Source organism: Indolivaga capnocytophagoides DSM 22835 (assembly GCF_000426485.1).
Classification (GTDB): domain Bacteria; phylum Bacteroidota; class Bacteroidia; order Bacteroidales; family Dysgonomonadaceae; genus Dysgonomonas_A; species Dysgonomonas_A capnocytophagoides.
Genome location: NZ_AUFL01000005.1, coordinates 119,180 through 139,271, shown reverse-complemented (window position 1 = coordinate 139,271; position 20,092 = coordinate 119,180). Strand labels below are relative to the sequence as shown.

Annotated in this window: 7 protein-coding genes; 3 read left to right on the top strand and 4 right to left on the bottom strand. The window is 38.3% G+C overall.

What is annotated here, in order from left to right; genetic code table 11:
• Positions 1 to 375 precede the first annotated feature (375 nt).
• From K322_RS0102250 to K322_RS0102240, 3 genes are all read left to right on the top strand, one after another.
• A complete protein-coding gene (locus tag K322_RS0102250; protein WP_026625402.1) occupies positions 376 to 4,461 on the top strand; it encodes a hybrid sensor histidine kinase/response regulator transcription factor in 4,086 nt (1,361 codons plus the stop codon).
• Between the two features lie 153 nt (positions 4,462 to 4,614).
• Positions 4,615 to 6,555: a glycoside hydrolase family 97 protein gene (locus K322_RS0102245; RefSeq protein ID WP_026625401.1), complete on the top strand. Its 1,941-nt coding sequence runs from the start codon at positions 4,615 to 4,617 to the stop codon at positions 6,553 to 6,555.
• A 550-nt stretch (positions 6,556 to 7,105) separates the two neighbouring features.
• On the top strand, positions 7,106 to 8,971 hold the full coding sequence (locus K322_RS0102240) for a family 43 glycosylhydrolase (protein ID WP_221406992.1): 1,866 nt from the start codon (positions 7,106 to 7,108) through the stop codon (positions 8,969 to 8,971).
• 137 nt (positions 8,972 to 9,108) lie between these two features.
• Here K322_RS0102240 and K322_RS0102235 read toward each other — a convergent pair whose 3' ends face one another.
• The 4 genes from K322_RS0102235 to sov form a co-directional block, all read right to left on the bottom strand.
• Positions 9,109 to 9,903 carry an SGNH/GDSL hydrolase family protein gene (locus K322_RS0102235; RefSeq protein ID WP_026625399.1) on the bottom strand — a complete coding sequence of 265 codons (795 nt, stop codon included), beginning with the start codon at positions 9,901 to 9,903 and terminating at the stop codon, positions 9,109 to 9,111.
• Between the two features lie 85 nt (positions 9,904 to 9,988).
• Positions 9,989 to 10,708 carry a response regulator transcription factor RprY gene (gene rprY, locus K322_RS0102230; RefSeq protein WP_026625398.1) on the bottom strand — a complete coding sequence of 240 codons (720 nt, stop codon included), beginning with the start codon at positions 10,706 to 10,708 and terminating at the stop codon, positions 9,989 to 9,991.
• Positions 10,709 to 10,715: 7 nt separating this feature from the next.
• A complete protein-coding gene (locus K322_RS0102225) occupies positions 10,716 to 12,293 on the bottom strand; it encodes a sensor histidine kinase (protein ID WP_026625397.1) in 1,578 nt (525 codons plus the stop codon).
• A gap of 228 nt (positions 12,294 to 12,521) precedes the next feature.
• A complete protein-coding gene (gene sov / locus K322_RS0102220; RefSeq protein ID WP_026625396.1) occupies positions 12,522 to 19,997 on the bottom strand; it encodes a T9SS outer membrane translocon Sov/SprA in 7,476 nt (2,491 codons plus the stop codon).
• Positions 19,998 to 20,092 lie beyond the last annotated feature (95 nt).

Genomic DNA, 20,092 nt, shown 5'->3' with positions numbered 1-20,092 from the left:
AGCTTTTCCTGATCTTAAATCAATCAAAAGAGATTGTGGAATTGGTCAAAGCTGAGATATAATCTGTTATGAGAGATAGAATGTATTGATTGTCTAATCTTATTTTATTCTGATATCTCTTACTAATTTGTGTGTATTGAACACTTAATTTGAAGAGATGCTATTTTTTTTGAAGATGTACAAAATCGTCATTGATGGATGGTAGATTTGTCAATGACGTGTTGCTATATATGGTGTCAGCCGTTTATTTTATATTTTTGATTATTTTAAGTAAACGTTGATATTTAATGTCGCACTTTAAAGTTGTAACAGGACGTAAGTGTTACTTAGATAGATAAAAACATAGGTCTGAGACCTTAGAAGATTGCATCCTATATGAGATTATTAGTTCTTTTGTTTTTGATATTTCTGATAGCCATTGTCCCGACCGGTGGTTTTGCTGCTGATATAAAAAGAATCGGGATAGAATCGGATTTATCCAGTAATTATGTTGTAAGTATTACTCAGGATAAAAAGGGTTTTTTATGGTTTGCTACTGAATCGGGGCTTAATAGATTTGATGGAAATAAGTTTAAAGTTTATAAGAAAAAGGATATTTCATCTTCTCTCCAAAGTATCAGCGGGAATGAACTGAATAAGGTATATGCAGACAAATACGACGATGTAGTCTGGATTGCGACTCAGCGTGAAGGACTTAATATGTTTGATTGTAGAACAGAAGTGTTTGTTCATTACAGACACGATTCTATAAACAAACAAGGTATTGTCACTAATGATATTACAGATATTGTAAACGCCAGAGATGGCAATGTCTGGATTTCGACATACTACAGGGGTGTCGAATATTTTAATAAAAAGACAAAAAGCTTCAAGCACTATAATAAAACAACTATTCCTCGTATGGTGAGCAATGGTGTTTGGTGTGTAAATGAAGGCAGTAAAGGCTTATTGTATCTGGGACATGTAACCTCGGGACTCAGTATCCTGTCTCTGAAAGATAATAAAATCAAAAATTATCGACACGATCCGGCTAATGCGGAAAGCCTGCCGGGTGATGTCGTAACAGCAATATTCATTGACAAGAATGAAAATGTCTGGATCGGTACGAATAATGGGTTGGCTTTATTCAATCCGGATACAGAGTCGTTTGTGGTATTCAGACACGATTCGGGAAATAGTAATTCGTTGATATCCAATTATGTTTATACCATAACTCAGATGAAAGACGGGCAGCTATGGATCGGAACCGAAAGAGGTGGGGTAAGTATTCTTGATATCAGGCAAAGCATGTTTCTTAGACCCGAAAATGTTTTATTTAAGAACATTGGTTATAGTGATGATTACAGCGGACTATCTAATCCTACCGTAAGAAGTATTTATCAGGATTCGTTCGAGAATATATGGCTGGCAACATACGGTGGTGGCATAAACTTTATAAGCCATTATCCGACTTTCTTCAAAGCATGGGAGTATTCTCCGATTCCGAGTCTCAATAATACATTAAGTAATCCTGTGGCATGGGGGATCTGTGTCGATCGTTCAGATCGGGTCTGGGTAGGGACAGATGGTGGAGGAATAGATATTTTTGAGAAGGGTGTAAAGGTAAAGACTCTCAATAAAAGCAACAGCCCACTGACTGATAATGCAATTCTGACAGCAACCCGAGATTCTGACAATAACTTATGGTTCGGAACTTTTAGGGGAGGAGTCATTGTTTTTGATTCTCAATATAAAGTTGTCTCTCGGTTTTTGATCGATGATAAAAATACCGATATCCGATGCTTTTACGAAGATAAGGACAAAAATATGCTTATTGGGACAAGCAGCGGAGTGTATGAATATAATTTATCAGCGAAAGCCGGGAAATTATACTCTTTGGATAAATTGCGAAACTTGGTCAGAGCGATTTCAAAAGACGATCAAGGAAGAATATGGATCGGTTCGTTTGGAGAAGGACTGACTATTCTTGATAAAGACTTTACTAATCCGAAGACTTATAATACAGGGAAAGGCTTTCCTTCTAATACGATTGATTATATATATAAAGACTCAAAAGGTCAGATGTGGATCGCTACAGGGGAGGGGCTCGTTTTGTTCGAAAATCCGTCAGTTGATGATAAGTTTAAAATATTTAATGGACAAAATGGATATAAGAACACTCATGTCAGGGCTATAACCGAAGATGCATCGCATAACATATGGATCAGCTCCAATGATGGGATAAGCCGTATGATATGCAGTACGGGGAAATTTTATCATTACGATCATCATAATGGTGTTCCTTTGGGAGATTTCATGAGTGCTTCTGTGACAAAAGATGCAAAGGGGCAAATATTTTTCGGCTCACAAAACGGTTTGTGTTATTTGGATCCCGAAACAATACCTACCCATATCAAATTACCTTCAACGGTAATAACCGGATTTACAGTATATAATAATGAATCGAAACTTGCCGATCTGGAGATAAACATCCCTGTGACGTCAACCATTAAGCTCGATTACGATCAGAATACATTTAGTGTATCTTTTAATGTACTGGATTATGCCCTGAACAATCAGGTCGATTACAGCTATACCCTGAAAGGACTTGAAGACCGTTGGTATAATACTCAAAATCTGAATACAATTACTTTTAGAAATATACCTCCAGGTAAGTACGAACTGTTGATCAAGTCAAGAGTCAAGAATCAGGAATGGTCTGACCATGTCGCATCACTTATTATTGATATTTATCCACCGTTGTGGTTAACATGGTGGGCTAAGGCTGTATACTTGATAATTGCTTTGGTGATAGTCTTTTTTATCCTTCGTTTTTATAAGCGAAAACTCGAACTGGAAACTTCCCTTACTCTGGAAAAAAGAAACCATATGCAGGAGCAGGTGCTTAATGATGAGAGATTACGCTTTTTTACCAATATAACCCACGAATTAAGAACACCATTAACCCTTATTCTGGGACCTTTGGAGGATTTGCAGAATGATCAGGGGCTTTCGGAAAGGCATGCCTCTAAAATAACTGTCATACACAAAAGTGCTATGCGTTTGCTTAATCTGATTAATCAGATTTTGGATTTCCGTAAAACCGAGACACAAAACAAAAGGCTTACAATACATAAGGGAGATTTGTCTCAATTAGTTCAGGAAATTGGCTTAAAGTATAAAGAGCTGAACGTTAATGCAAAAGTAGACCTTGAGATTAATCTAGAAACCCGAACCGACGATATTTATTTCGATTCGGATATAATAGGTACTATTCTGGAAAATCTGTTATCTAATGCGTTTAAATACACCGAGGAAGGTGTTATTTCTCTTACATTAAGGGATTTGCATGAAGATGACATCACTTATACCGAAATAGAGGTGAGGGATACAGGATGCGGAATTCCTGAAGAATCCATATCACGCATATTTGAGCGTTACTATCAGGCAAATGGCGACAGGCAGGTTTCGGGAACAGGGATTGGTTTAGCTTTGGTTCGTAATCTGGTTTTGATACACGAAGGAGATATAACTGTAGAAAGTAAACTCGGAGAAGGGACAATATTCCGTTTCAGAATTGATGCTAATAATATTTATCCGAATGCCAAGCATATAGATGAACTAGAGTCCGAGGAAGCTGTAACTGAAATTCTGGGAGAGGAACTGAATAATACAGGTAATACTGCTGAAAATAAAACTATTATTCTGGTTGTTGAGGATAATAAAGATATACGGGACTATATTCAGAGTTCATTAGCGGATCAATATACAGTTTATGTAGGGGTAAACGGAGCCGAAGGTTGGGAGAAGGCCTTACTCTATGTACCTGATATTATCGTAAGTGATATAATGATGCCCGAAATGGATGGGTTTGAGCTTAGCAAAACATTGAAAGAGGATGTAAGAACCAGCCATATTCCGATCATATTACTTACTGCAAAAGATACGATACAAGATCGTACCGAAGGTTATAATCTGGGGATAGATTCATATTTAACGAAACCTTTCAGTGCTAATCTTTTGCGGAGTCGCATTGTGAACTTACTGGATACAAGGAAAAAGCTGGCAGATCTGATCAATAAAAACAGAATAGATAAAAAAACGATCATTGTGGATGCTTTGAACAGCATTGATAATGAATTTATTGAAAAGGTGACTGCTATTATCGAACAGAATCTCGATTCAGACAAGATAGATGTGGCATTGATTGCCGAAAAAATGAATATGAGCCATTCTACCCTTTATCGTAAAATAAAAGCACTTTGCGGTATATCGGTAAATGAATTCATCAGGAAGATAAGAATCGGTAATGCCGAAAAATTGCTGCTTACCGGAAAATATTCAATATCGGAAATCTCGTATATGGTAGGTATAAATAGTATAACTTATTTCAGGCAATGCTTTAAGGATGAATTTGGTCTTGTGCCCTCTGAGTATCTCAAGAAGATTAAAAATGAAACAGACCCCGAATCCGGCTTCTGATTGAAATGTAGTACAAACATGCATGAAATATACTCTATATTATAGTGCTATTAACCTTAAATTTGCCTGTGTAAGAAAAACTGCATTTATGCTTAGATAGTTAATAAAAGGGGCTGAGTCCTTTCTGCATGAAAAACCTAAATAATTGAATAAATGAGAAGAGTACTGTTTTGTGCAAGTTTGTTAGTGTACACTTGCTGCCTTTGGGCAAAAGATGTACAAGTTAACTCTCCGGATGGAAGATTAAACCTTAATGTTTCGATAGTAAACGGAGAACCCTCGTATTCGGTAGCATACGACAACAAGGTGCTGGTAGAAAAATCACCATTAGGACTAGTTACTGATGGAGGCGATTTTTCAAAGTCCATGAATTTTGTTTCTACAAAAGAATCATCGATCGATGAAAAGTATATAATGGACAGAACGAAAGTGGCTTCGGTTCATTATATAGCAAAAGAGGTTGTGTATAGCATGACTAATAAGAATAACGTACCAATATCAATAGTTTTCAGAGTAAGTAACAATGATGTTGCATTTAAATATACAATTCCCCAGTCAGGAGAGACTGCCTGTTATGTTGTAGAAAAAGAGGCTACCGGATTTAAATTTTCACCTCAGACAACAACATTTATCACCCCTCAGGCTTCACCGATGATCGGATGGAAGCGGACTAAGCCCAGCTATGAAGAAGAATATGTTTCTGATGAGCCGGTAGGTACACCCTCAAAATATGGAGAAGGATATACTTTTCCCGCATTGTTTCATGTCGGAAACGATGGTTGGGTATTAATTTCCGAAACCGGAGTCAGCAGTGCATATTGTGCTTCTCGCTTAAGTGACGGAACAGCTGACGGACTTTACACTATTGCATATCCTAATCAGAAAGAAAATAACGGAATTGGAAGTGCAAATCCTGCTATAAGCCTTCCGGGAGAAACTCCGTGGCGGACAATAACCGTAGGGAATACCTTGAAACCGATTGTAGAAACAACTGTTCCTTTCGATGTAGTAAAGCCATTGTACGAACCTACACAAGAATATAAGTACGGAAGGTCTACATGGAGCTGGATCATGTGGCAGGACAATAGCGTGAATTATGAAGACCAGATCAAGTACATTGATTTAGCTGCTCAAATGGGATATGAATATGTGCTGATCGATGGTCTGTGGGAAACTCAGATAGGATATGAAAAGATGCCTGCGTTGTTTAAATATGCCCAGTCAAAGGGGGTAGATGTATTCCTTTGGTATAACTCAAACGGATATTGGAATGATGCTCCTCAGGGAGCAAAACAACGGATGCATAATTCGATAGTTCGAAAAAAAGAAATGCAGTGGTTGAAAAGTCTGGGTGTGAAAGGCCTGAAAGTTGATTTCTTCGGAGGAGATAAGCAAGAGACCATGAAATTGTATGAAGATATACTCTCTGATGCAAATGATTATGGTTTGATGATTATTTTCCATGGTTGTACTTTACCCCGTGGTTGGGAACGTATGTATCCTAACTATGTTGGCAGTGAAGCTGTTTTAGCCTCCGAAAATCTGATTTTTACACAGAAGTCGAATGATGATGAGGCTTACAGTGCTTGTTTGCACCCATTTATCAGAAATTCAGTAGGGTCGATGGAATTTGGTCCTGTTCTGTTGAACAAACGTCATAACCGTACTAATGATGGCGGTACAATCAGACGGACTTCATATACATTCCAGATTGCAACAGCTGTATTATACCAAAATCCGGTTCAGATGTTTGCTATTGCTCCCAATAATCTGGAAGATGCACCTGCGGCTGCAATCGATTTTATGAAACAGGTTCCTACAACTTGGGATGAAACCCGCTTTATCGACGGATACCCCGGCAAATTCTGTGTATTAGCTCGCCGACATGCCGACAAGTGGTACATTACCGCAGTTAATGCTACAGGAAATACTCTTAAACTGAAAGTTAATCTGCCTATGTTTGCCGAGCAGGAAGTGAAAAGATATGCAGATGATTCGGACGGGAAAACTACACTGGATAAAATCAAAATTAAGAAGGACGGCAATACTGTTCTCACCATTACTTCGAATGGAGGTGTTGTGTTGACCAACTGATCAAAGGTTATTAGTGACTTTTTATCTATATAGAAAGGGGACAATGTTTAGAGCCTGTTTAAATTTTATAGCTGTACTTTTTTATAGCTATTGTGAGATAGATTTTTAGTTTTGTTTTTGAAAGTTTAGCGGGCTAAACTAAAAAAAGAAAGCGAAAAATAGGCTCATAAGAGCAGAAAAAAGCAGCTAAGAGTTGGTTTTGACAATCATAAAATTAATTTTCGCTAAAATTTAAACAGGCTCTTAGTTACAGGTTCTGATAAAAAGAGAAAAAGTTACTGATGTAAAAGTGCATTTTGGGAGTAACTTTTGTAACCTTTTCGGAAAATGCGCCCAAACGCCTAAAGGGGCTTTTCGGAGAAAATGAAATCTCCTTTAAGGGACATAGGGGTACAAGTAACAAAAGTACTATCCGGAAAGTAAACACAAAGAATGTCACTTTTGTAACCTTTTGTTCGTAAAGTTTTGGTAAACAATAGAAATGTAGTATAAATTTTTAATCTGAATATTATATATGGAAAAAATAAGAAAGGCAATTCTTTTTGTAGCTATGAGCGTTATAGCTATAGGTTACAGCATTGCCCAAAGCAGTATTGCCGAGAAAGATTATGTAGGCTATTTATTTGCTTATTTCACCGGAAATAGCGTTGAAGAAGAAGCTGTCAGGTTTGCAATCAGTGCAGATGGTTATAATTTTATGGCATTGAATAACAATCAACCTGTAATTGATTCCAAGCAAATAAGCTCGACAGGAGGAGTGAGAGATCCTCATATTTTGAGAGGTGAGGATGGTAAAACATTCTATATGGTCGTAACGGATATGACTTCATCAAAGGGCTGGGATTCTAACAGAGCAATGATTTTGTTGAAATCTACAGATTTGGTAAACTGGACATCAAGTATTATTAATATTCAGAAAAAATATAAGGGGCAGGAGAATCTGAAAAGGGTATGGGCTCCTCAAACTATCTACGATCCCGAAGCCCAAAAATATATGGTATATTGGTCGATGCAGCATGGCAATGGTCCGGATATAATCTATTACGCATATGCAACGCCGGATTTTACAGATCTGGAAGGAGAGCCGAAGACATTGTTTATTCCAAAGAATAAGAAATCGTGTATCGATGGGGATATAATTCTGAAAGATGGAGAATTTTTCCTGTTTTATAAGACAGAAGGCGATGGAAACGGTCTAAAGTTGGCAACGACCAAATCTCTTACTTCGGGAATTTGGGATGAGTCTGATGATTACAAACAGCAAACCAAAGACGCTGTAGAAGGTTCGAGTGTATTTAAGAGGATCAATTCGGATACTTACATCTTGATGTATGATGTGTATATGAAAGGGCAGTATCAATTTTGTGAAACAACAGACTTGAAAAACTTCAAGGTGATTGATCACGAAATATCAATGGACTTTCACCCTCGCCATGGGTCTATTATTCCTGTTACTAAAAAAGAACTGAAAAGATTGACAGACAAATGGGGAATGCCTGCTAAATACCCTGCATTGAATAATAATCCTGTATTAGAAGGGTATTATGCCGATCCGGAGATTTTATATTCACAAAAGACCGGTAAATATTACCTTTATCCAACCAGCGATGGTTTTGATGGCTGGGGTGGATATTATTTTAAGGTATTCTCATCCGATAATCTGAAAGATTGGACAGACGAAGGTGTTATTCTCGACCTGAAAAAAGATGTTCCTTGGGCAGGGCGCAATGCCTGGGCTCCTTGCATCATTGAAAGAAAAGAAGGCGATTCGTATAAATACTATTATTATTATACCGGTGCTCAAAAAATAGGCGTAGCCGTATCTGATAATCCGACAGGTCGTTTTACCGATTCGGGAAAGCCTGTTGTCGCAACTCGTCCTAAAGGGATAAGAGGAGGTCAGGAAATAGATCCCGATGTGTTTCAGGATCCTAAAACCGGGAAGTATTACCTTTATTGGGGAAACGGGTACATGGCTGTTGCCGAATTGAATAACGATATGCTTTCTATTAAGGAAAAAACAATAAAGATAATGACACCCGACAATACTTTCAGGGAAGGTATTTATGTATTTTACCGTAATGGAGTGTACTATTTCTTGTGGTCGGAGGATGATACCCGAAGCGAGAATTACAGGGTGAGATATGCCATGTCTGACTCTCCTACAGGTAAATTGAGAATACCAGAAAACAATCTTATCTTGTCAAAAGATGCAGATAAGGGAATATATGGAACGGGGCATAATTCAGTTCTTCAAAAGCCAGATTCGGATGAATGGTATATTGTTTATCACCGATTCAATCGCCCTAATGGTATAAAAATGGGAGATGCTGCCGGATTCCATAGAGAAGTTTGTATCGATAAAATGGAATTCAATGCAGATGGAACAATCAAAAAGGTAGTGCCAAGTATTTAAGGTAAGGTCCCAGACCTATTTGTCTTTTTTGTAAGTGAAACGGTCACAGTCTGTTTAGACTGAAAGTATATCATTAAATACTTGCTGTTACTTAATAGAAAGAACCGGAAGTTATGTTCCGGTTCTTTTGTATATGATTATTCAGACATTTCCTTTATTATAATGCGAACCATATCTTTATATCCATTCTCATTGGGATGAAGTCCATCCATTGTATAGATGCCATGGTTATTCTTAATATCGGTAGGGGATGTCCAATAAGGTTCTTTGGTGAAATCCCAATTACATAGATTGTAAAGATCTATACATTTGATGTTGTATTTGTTGCAACATTCGACAATAGCATCTCTCTTTCGAAGCCAATTTTCGGGCTGAGAGAATGAGTTGAAACTGTTACTCCTTTTTTGTGGCAGCGGGGTGCAAAAGACGATAAAAGGAGCCTGTATAGAGTCTTGATAATGCTGCCTTACTTTACGTGCAATATGAGATGCTGCTTGTATGAAATAATCGTCTGTATAATCCGAATTAAGATCGGTTTCGCTGGCGGTTGGTTCATCGGTAAGTCCAAAAGTTCCTACTGTATTCCTTTTTCCTGTGTCGTTTCCTCCGAGAAGGCATATGATGATGTCGGGTCGATAATCATATATTCGTTGCAGTTGAGAATCTTTGGCGAGCATTGAGGCTGTATATCCGCTAAAGCCGGCTAAGAATACATCAGAGGCTCCGGAATCCTCTTTGAGGTATTGTTTGTACCATTCGTAGTCATCCGATGATATACTGTCTCCATAGAGAAGGATTCTTTTCCCTATCATCGTATCCTTGTAATGTTTATGGTTGACGGGCAGTTTGTATTGATCGACAGCCTTTTCCCCCGTATTACAGGCAGTAAGCAACAATAAACAGATGTAAATGGTTATTTCTTTGATAGGCATACCATAATGTGTCGTGTTGAAAGTGTCAGAGACAAAAATAAAGCCTGCCCGAAATCAGGCAGGCTTTCATTTTTAACGTATAATGTTAAGCTTCAGATTCTTCAGCTTCCTCATTTATCGGAGCAATTAACTTATAGCCTTTACCGTGAATATTGATGATTTCAATTTCAGGGTCGGCTTTCAGAAGTTTTCTGAGTTTGGTGATGTATACATCCATGCTTCTGGCATTAAAGTAGTTATCATCTACCCATATTTGCTTTAAAGCGTGGTTGCGTTCCAATATATCATTGGCGTGAGCGCAAAGCAAGCCTAATAGTTCAGACTCTTTGGTTGTAAGCTTAGTGCTTTCTCCATTGATAGTCAGAATTTGTTTTTGAGTATCGAAATTCATTTTACCGAATTGGTAAATCTGTTGATCTTTACCTTTTTTGCCTTTTACGCGGCGGAATATAGCTTCGATACGCAACACAAGTTCTTCCATACTGAAAGGTTTGGTTATGTAATCATCTGCTCCTGCTTTGAACCCTTCAAGAATATCGTCTTTCATATTCTTGGCTGTCAAAAATATAATAGGTATGTCAGGATTGATTGCTCTGATTTCTTTGACCAATGTGATACCGTCTTTTTTAGGCATCATAACATCCAGCACGCACAAATCGTATTTTTCTTTGACAAAACCTTTATATCCGGCTTCTCCGTCAGGGAATAAGTCTGTATCAAAACCTTTGGCTTGCAGGTATTCTCTGAGTAGCATCCCGAGGTTTTCATCGTCCTCACATAAAAATAGCTTTAACTTCTCTTCCATAATATCTCTACTTTATATTGAATAAACTTATTATAAATTTGGTACCTTGACCTATTTCGCTTTCTACCTTGATTGTACCTTTATGATCATCAATTATCTTTTTTACATATGCAAGTCCAAGTCCGAATCCTTTTACATCGTGCCTGTTACCTGTCGAAACACGGTAGAATCGTTCAAATATCTTTTTAGCGTTTTCTTTTTTTATACCGATACCATTATCTTCAACACTTATATATATCTTATTGTTCTGATTCCATGTCCGAATCATCAATTCGAGAGGTATATCTTCCCGCCTGTATTTAAGTGCATTATCTAGCAGATTAAAAACTACATTTGTAAAATGCATTTCGTCAGCATTTACTAATGTATCATCTGCTTCGAGATCTATGTCGATTTTACCACCGAATTTTTCGACTTTTAACTGAAAAGTATTGGCAATATTAACAATAATATCGTTGACATCCAACTCTTTGAACTTTAGAGTTGCCTGTTGTTTCTCAAAAAGAGACATCTGCAATACCTTTTCTACCTGAAAACTAAGGCGTTTGGTTTCATCATTAATCACACTGGATATATGATTGAAAATATCGGGCGATTTCATTATCCCCGGGTCTCTCAGCATCTGCGCAGCCAATGATATGGTTGATACCGGTGTTTTCAGTTCATGAGTCATATTATTCATAAAATCGCTCTTCATTTCAGATAAACGCTTTTGCCTGAATATCAGGTATATGGATATTATGAATGTAATGAGCAAAATGAGTGTAAATACAAAAGCCGGCAACAGCAATGATATTTCACTGAGCAGATAATCGTTTTTGGTAGGAAATGATACCCAAAGGCTGTTTAACTTATCTATCGGATCATTTGGATATAAGACCTGCTTATAAAGCGAGTTTTTGTCAGGTTCTGTATAGTTCTCCTGTTTAAATATCGGTTTATCGTTATTGTCTACGATTTCAAACTGGAACGGTATCTCTATACCATTTGATTTGAGCTCGTCTTTTATCGTATTATTAAGGGTCTTGAAATTTATTTTTTCCGAAATAGGCTCAGTGCTTGATCGTTGTATCAGTTTCGATATAACATTGTCTTTTGCGATTACATTGTCGACCAATTGCCGCTGATAATCATATCTTTGTTTAAATTGTTCCTGTATATTAAAGGAGGCCTGCGCTACGGCATTTGTACCTCTTTTGGGTATATTCTTAGATTTGGAGCTTTTGATGCTGGTCGTTTGCGATACATTGTATTCCATATTCATTATCGGATCTCCGTTGTTATCGGTGATTCTGAAACTTTGTGAATGGGTTACAATCTGCTCGCCATTGGCATTAGTCACAGGAATATCTTTGTATATTCCTTTTTTGTTATAAAAATCAGAAGCTTCCTGATACAGGTACTTTCTTGTTTGTTCGAGTTCGAGATTCTTTGATACTTGATATAAACTTCTACGCACAGCCTCATCAAATTGATCGTTTCTCATATTTAATGAGGCACGAAAATAATTGATTTGCAATGATAACAACCCGAAAAAGGTAACTGCCATTACAGCAGCGAGTAGCCAAATCGTAGATTTCTTCATTTCTTACACAAACTCCATAACTGCACTCAAGTGAGTGCATATCAATTATCTAATCTTACTTTTAACAAAGATAATCTATTTTTGTTTAACATTTTGCGAAAAAAAGAGAACTCTTTATTTTTTTTATTTTATTAGTTTTCTTAAATAAAAAGTAAGGTCTTTTTTCTGCTAAGATATTATATCTCTATTGGTTTGAATATCTGTGTGTTTGTTGTACACTAAGAGGTTCTATTCGGGCAGAGTAAAGCGAAGACTTATTCCGAAATTTGTATTTGATGTAGGATATGAAGATGTTGAAATTAGAGGTGAATTTACTATTCTGTCGAAATAGGCACGCATGATTAGTGCTTTGCTTAGACTATAATCTGCTGATATTTTTAAGGTAAGTATCGTTGTGCCCGATGTTGCTTCTGTAAATCCGTCTTCGATTTTTCGTATCAATGACTGGGTTGTGCGTCTGGATAGATCGGCATTGATAACCATATCATTACTGAATCCTGACTGTTTTTTCTTATTCCAGCCCATTATTTTATTGAATTCGATGATTCTGTATCCTAAGCCTACGATGAGGTCTTTTTGCAGGTTTTCGATAATCTGAAATGAGCTGATATTAAGATTTAGTGCTCTGGTATAGTTATAACGCGCCTTGATAATCAGGTTATTATTCATCGTTCCTTCAGCTCCGAACAAAGGATTAAATTGTTCTATGAGGCTGACAGCCGAAATATCATAACCGGATGATGGCACAGGCAGAGGGGTGTCGTCAAGAGATTTTATAAAGCCGAGTCCGTTACCGGCGTCAATCCAGCTGGAAAACGATCCATACGATCCTATACTGTATTGAGATGTATATGCATGGCTGAGAATCAGATTCTTGAATTTAGTCTTGAACCAAGGCAGAGTCGTAAGCCCATCGTATGTTATACGCCAATTTGGTAATAATGCCGATAGTGCAGGAAAAGGATTAAGTGAAACAGAACGTACATCTCGTCCAGTATAAGCAGCAAGGAATGCCGGAATAAGAACATCCGAAGAATTTTTATTGACAGGTTCTCCTATAGCCGAAAAGTAATCTTGATTTCCAAGTCCTGCTTGTGCAATGAATCCGGAGTTAGGGTAGGGTGTGCCATTGAATTTATTTTCCCACCGACGGGTAATGATGTCTCTGTTCTTACGGAACTTCTCAAATGCTTTGGAATAGTATCCGTTTCCTGAATTGCCACTGTCAAAGCTGGATGCTAATGATATGGTTGTTATTGTAAAGCTTCCACCCAAAGTTTTAAGGGTAGGGGCATCCGCATAGTATTGGTAGGATATGCGATCTGTTTTTTCTCGCAAAGCATTGAGTCTGATTTTTAGTCCTCTGGCTGGCTCCAGAGTTGCTTCCAATTCGAGCTTACGGGTCGAGTTATAAACTGCCGGCGATATATTATTTTCGTCTAACACCAGCCAATCGTTCCGTAATGCTCTGTTGAGGTATTCTTCTCCACCTTTCAATCCGAAAGCGAAATCAAGTCCCGGGGTTATGCCGTATTCGGTTCGTTTCTGTCCAAACATATCACCTATGCCCGGCCTGAATCCTTCTATGGCGGTTTCGTTACGAGCTGAATAATTGACCGAGAACGAGCGTACAGACATTAAACCTCTTGCAGCATATTCGGCAACTTTATATAATGTTGTTTCTTCGACTGCTCCTTTTTGCGCTATATTCAACTGTATGGTAGCAGTATCTTGCAACATGATTCGTATCGAATTGTCATCAATTCGTTTATATTTTACCTTGAATACCCGTCCGTCTCGTCTGGCGACAATATCGATCCGTTTTGTACTCAGGTTATGATTTACAACTGTTCCAGAATCGGGATTCAGCGTTATTTCCTGGCTGAAGCGTTTCAATCGTTCAGGTTTTGCCCTTTCCGGTCGTTGATTATTAGACCTGCGGTTGTTACTTCCGAACTTAGCATTGACCTTTCTTAGAAATGCCGATTTATTATATAAAGCAGTCAGATCGAATCTGTTATTTGAAGATAAGGTTATGTTATTGGTAATTATATTACCGATTTCTTCCGATTCGACAGTTGCCCCTCTGTCCCATGAATATTGACTGTCATAATTGGCAGATGAACTGATCCAGCTAAGGAATGGAATATTATTTAGAGGGAGGGTATAGGTAACCTTTGCCGTTTGCCTGTATGACAAAGGTCCGCTCTGATTTTTTATACTGTTAGAAACAGAATCGCGCCATACTTCGTATTCATCCCTATCCAGTCGTTTATATATCTGTAAATAGGGCTCATCTGCTATTTCGGCACGTGTACCGGTTTGTAAGCTGATTTTCAGGTTACGGAGTAAGTCCCAGTTGAGACTGAAGTCTCTGTCCCAATAAAAAGTCTGGCTCCATGTCATAAATTCAGAAGCCTTACTGTCTCCACCTAGGAGATAACTATCCAGATCCCTCGTAAGAGTTTCCGTGTTATAACGTGTTGTATATGAGTTGAACGAAATATTGCTCGGCAATAAATTAATACCCAGACTCTTTGGGTATTGAGCAAGCGGAGCTTTACTTTTTATGTTTTTGAAAGGCTCCCATGTCTTTACTCCCGGAGAATACGAATAGCTGAATGTCGTTTTCTGGTTCTTAGTTATGTCATATACCGTTGTCGGGTTTGTTATTTGGGTTTCGCTGTATGCATATCCGAAAGTGAAATTGGCTGGGTCATACGGCATCGGGTTCTTACTTTTGATATCGAATTTTACATTCGAAAAACTAAGGCTCTTGGTTACAGTCTTATCTTGCGCCAGATTCTTTATTGAATCTTTTTCAGCTTTAGTATCGACTAGATCCAATGATTCTTTAAGAGTTATATCTTGGTTCAGCGGATCGTATTTGGGAGTCGTTGTCTGATTTGAATATGAATAATAAAATGGTATTGACGCATTTATTTTTTCGGGGATGAAACGTCCCAGATCAAGGTTTGTTGCTATGGTATAAGTTGAATAATCATCACTTCTTCGTTCGTTAAGGCTTTGATCAATTGATCCGAATCCGATTGTTTCCTTCCTTCCCGTAAAACTGACAGACCCAATGTCTGACAGATTGATATTGAGATTACCCTGTGCTGCCCATCCTCCTTCTTCGTCAAAGTCGGTCATGCGTAATTCATTTACCCATATTTCCGCCGATTTAAGGGTTCTTGAATTGTTTCTGACACCTATCATCATGACCTGAATATCGGATAGTGATGGATTACCGATGATGCTAACTTTGTTTTGCTGATTATCTGGATCGTTTGTACTGTATAAGGTTGTGTACGAAACTTCCGATCCTGCTTTACGTTTTTCCTTATTTCTCTCCAGTTTCAGGTTGGTGAGTAATTTCAAAGGGAAGTCGAACATATTTTCTTTAGGCCATACGGTTTCCCTGTCATTATCGTTTTTATTGCTATATCTTCCCGGTGGAGTTATGGATAATGGTATTTCATATTCATAATAGTTATTTTTGTAGTCCGAACCTAAACGCAGGAATACAGTTATTTCATTTTGACCGATGTCTTGTCCGTCTGCCAATTCTTCGGCATGGGTAAACATTTGCAGCCTTTTATAGCGGCGCAGGTCATATACTGTATTTTTATATATAGCTCTGGCATCGGATGGTTCCAGATTGAGAACCTGTAAGGCTAATGCCTGCTCATTATCTTCTACCAATTGAGACTGATTAGAGTCTATTATGCGTTTCACCCCGGGAGGGACAACGTAGTTTACAGGAGTCTTGCTACTGTTCTCTTCTATATTTACAGCAGATACATTAATTGAACCCTGCCCCTGATTGATACCGTCCTGCAATGTTTGCGTATAGGTTCTCCACTCTCCCCGTACAAGATCGAGTGTTGCAAAGCGCAGATATGTTTCCTGCTTGAAATCAGTGACAAACATACGCATAAACCGAATGGTTTTGAATCCTTGTATGTTACCTACTTTCTTATTCCCGTTTTTGGTATTGTTATAATCACTCAGAGGGATTTTGAACTGATACCATTTGTTTGTAGACGGAGTACCATTTGAAAGAGTAACCGACACTTCCCGTATTTCTGAAATGTAATTAGAGCCGACATTCATGTTGTTCGGATCTAATTTTACTTTGTATTGATAATAATTATCGGATTCGTTCATTGTATAGTCCTGATTGAGGTCTTCAACATCAGGCACAGAGCTTGCGGCGGTCGAATAGCTTTCGTTGGTATTTGTAATAGTATTACCTTCCGTTCCGTTAAAGTATTTATAACGATCAAGGATGCTTGTTTTCTGTGCATCGTAATCGCTTCCCCTATAATAGTGATAGTTATCTCCTGATGGATCGTTCAAGGGAGAAAAGGGGTCTTGTTCCATTTTACTAATGGCTGATGACGACAGTTTCGATCTTAAATTGTTCAGATAAGTCACATAAGTGGGGAATTGCAATTCGTCGGCAGTACTTAAGCCATTTAACCCGACATCCTGACGTGCACGAGCTTCATTACTCAATGTATTATCAAAGGCATATGCGGTAGATTGACGGGTAGGGACACGTCCCCATTTTGTGGTTTCGTATTCGGTAGATAAAGGATCAGTTGGTAATCCGTTTTCGAAGAATTTTTTACCGTCTTTCAGAACATCTTCCGATATTTCTCCCAGATTAAAATACAGATCTCCGCCTGTGTTGTTGACATTATTTTTACCGTTTTCGACAAACGGGTCAAGCAACCAAAATTCGATATATTCGATATTACTGTTTTCGAAATTTGTATTATCCAGTTTACGGGTAATTCCTCCCCATCGGTTTTGAGGATTAAGAAGTTGTCCATCGCTGTTGAGGCTGACATCATCCAGATTGTAAGGACCTCTTTCGGTCGGATAAAACGAAAGATTGAGAGCTGTAAGGGTAGATGCTTCCGTTGATACGATGTCTTTACCCGGATAAATTTCTTTGATATTTATTTCCCTGACGAAAGGATTGTCTCGGTCTTCTTTGGTTATGTGAGAAGGTGTCCGTGATGTATTTCTGGTAAATAAGTTATCGATGTTAAACCATGCAAGTCGAGCCCTATTGTTGCCATAAGCTATATCGTTGGTTAGTTTCGATTCTTCAAACAGGGTAGGGGTCGAAGATAATTTCCATCCATAAGCATTGACTAACGATATACGGGTCTTGGCCGCTTCAAAATCATCAATATAGGAATATCCTCCCGAATATTGATTTTCATAATGCCCCGGTATCATCTGGGCAAATTCGGCATTCAAGGATATTTCGGATGGAGCTGTTGCATTGACAAATGGCAATTTGTCTATCAGATTGGTAAGCCATTGCGATTTTGTACGATAGGAGGTATTTAGTCCCCATACCGTATTTTTCAGTGCTTCTTCTCCAACTGACGATTTGTAGGTGAGAGGCTTCTCATACATATGCAATATGGTAGCTCCTACATTGAAATTCTTCGTGAAATCATAACTCAAATTCAAGCCCAGTAAGGTCTGCCGCTGCATACTGAATAACGATTGATCTTCGAGAGAAACGTTTATCGATGTGCCGGTATCTATGAGGCTTTGGTTAAGTATAGTAACTGTTCCTGCGATATAGTCGACCGAGTAATCTACATTTTCAGTTAAAACAGTCCCGTTTGCCGTTACTTTGACCGAACCTTTGGTTACATTCATCGCATTGAGACTGATTACCGAGCTGGAAGATGCCGATGCCCGAAACGATCCGCTTATTTTGAATTTATTTTTATCGGCGGTTTGTTGCGCAACAGTAAGTGTAGAATCGTACAATTCTTGGTATACATATTTCTTGGCAATGGCATCATTACCTATTTTCTTTCGAAGGTGTTCACCGAAGGGTTCTACAACCGGAAATATAACCCGACCTCTTTCGGCATTGATAGTGTATCCATCGAGGAAGTCAAAGATTCCATCGGGATTGGCATTATTTGATGCGTTGAGCCTGTCGAGGTTCATAACTCTCAGCAGCAGCTGATTTTTTATATTACCTTCGGGGATATAGTTTATGTATGTACCGACTGTATCACTTTGATAAGCGATATTCAGCCTGAATTTTTCTTTTTGTATTTGAATTGAACCGAGTTTATAAACGTTCTTCATCATTAAATCCCATGTATAGGACTGAGGATAAAGAGATACCGGTTTCAATAATTTGAGAAATAGCGATCCCGATTTAGCTGCGCTTCCTTCCTGGGACGGAATCTCACTGGCAAACTCCCCTATTTTATACGTCTCAGGTCCTTTGGTATATTCAAAAGCTACAGCCAATACCTGATCAGAAGCCAAGGCTGAGTTGAGTGATATATATCCCAGTTTAGTGTTAAGTGTATATTCTGAGGCGTCCAGTTTACGGGCATTCTCCAGTTTATCGAAATCCTGTCCGGTCTGTAAACCCGCTGCAGTCAGTATGGCATTTGCCTGATCTTTGTTACGGGCTGCACTATATGATGAGTTTATGGTGGAATATAAGTTATTGGCTCCATTGTAAGGAATATCTAATGTTCCTTGTTTATTCCATTTGCCGGTGTTGCCGATTTTGTTGTATTCTCCCATGTCGGCAAATGCTACAATATTGCGGGCATTATCCCAATTGCCTTGTTTGTTTGTTACCCACACTTCTATTTTAGTGATAAGTATCGGTGATTGGATATAAGGCAGTTTGCTCATCGCCTCATCGTAGTTATCCCGAAAATACTGAGATAGAAAGAAGTGTTGATTTTCGTCATACTCATCGGCTTTGAATTCGAAAGGAGTCGTTTGTACACCTCCCGAAGAACTCGCCGTTTGGCTTTGTGTTTCTTTTTGCGAGATAACCGTGTTAATCTTTAATTTGCCGAATTGAAGATCAGCACGAATACCAAATAATGAAGTTGCACCTGTTATCAATGAATTTGTAGTATTCATACTCACATTTCCGGCTTCTAGGTAACGGATTATTTCGTCCTCTTTGCCTTCGTATGCGAGCTTGGCTTTTTTTGAGTCGAAGTCGAAAGTGGCTTCCGTATCATAGTTCAGCCCAAAGTTTACTTTATCGCCGACGGATGCGTTGACATTGACCTGAATTTTCTCATCAAAGTCAAACATTGTCCGGTTTCTGTTCTTTTGAGAGAGAGTTGGGTTGTCGGTCGATGTATTCTTTAATCCCATAGATAGTTCAACGTATCCTTGTGTCTTGACTTGTACTCCTCCGGGACCAAAAATCCGTTCGAGCGCTCCGGCATTAACCTTTATATCTTTCAGAGAGAATGCTTCTTTTTCGTCCTTTTTATTAAAGGTCTCATCGTTTTTCTGTTTGAAATAACGAGACATTGATTCTTTGAGAGAATAGTCGAGGTATTGTTGCGGATTGAGGGTAAAAGGGGTCACCCATTCGTCATTATCTATTTTTGTCCGGAAAAGATATACATTGTGTTTGATATCATATTCGACTTGAGTCTGCACATTAGAAGGATCTTTCAGGTCAATAGGACTTTTTTTGATCAAATCGTTGTAATTCGTGATCTGTGTGTTCTTAACAGGATAGAGTGTACCCGTATCCTGAGGAGCGGTAAATTCTTCGGCGGGATAAGAAAAATCGCTCTCAGCCTTTTCCGATGTCGTCGAAAACAGACTGATTACACATATAAACAGTGATGTGATTAGAATAAAATATTTTATACTCTTATTCAATGATTCCCCGCTTTTATTTTTTTAGTAAATGAAAGTATCTAATGATACATTCTCAAGTTATAATAGGCTCAGGTTATTATACTTGCCAAAGCAAT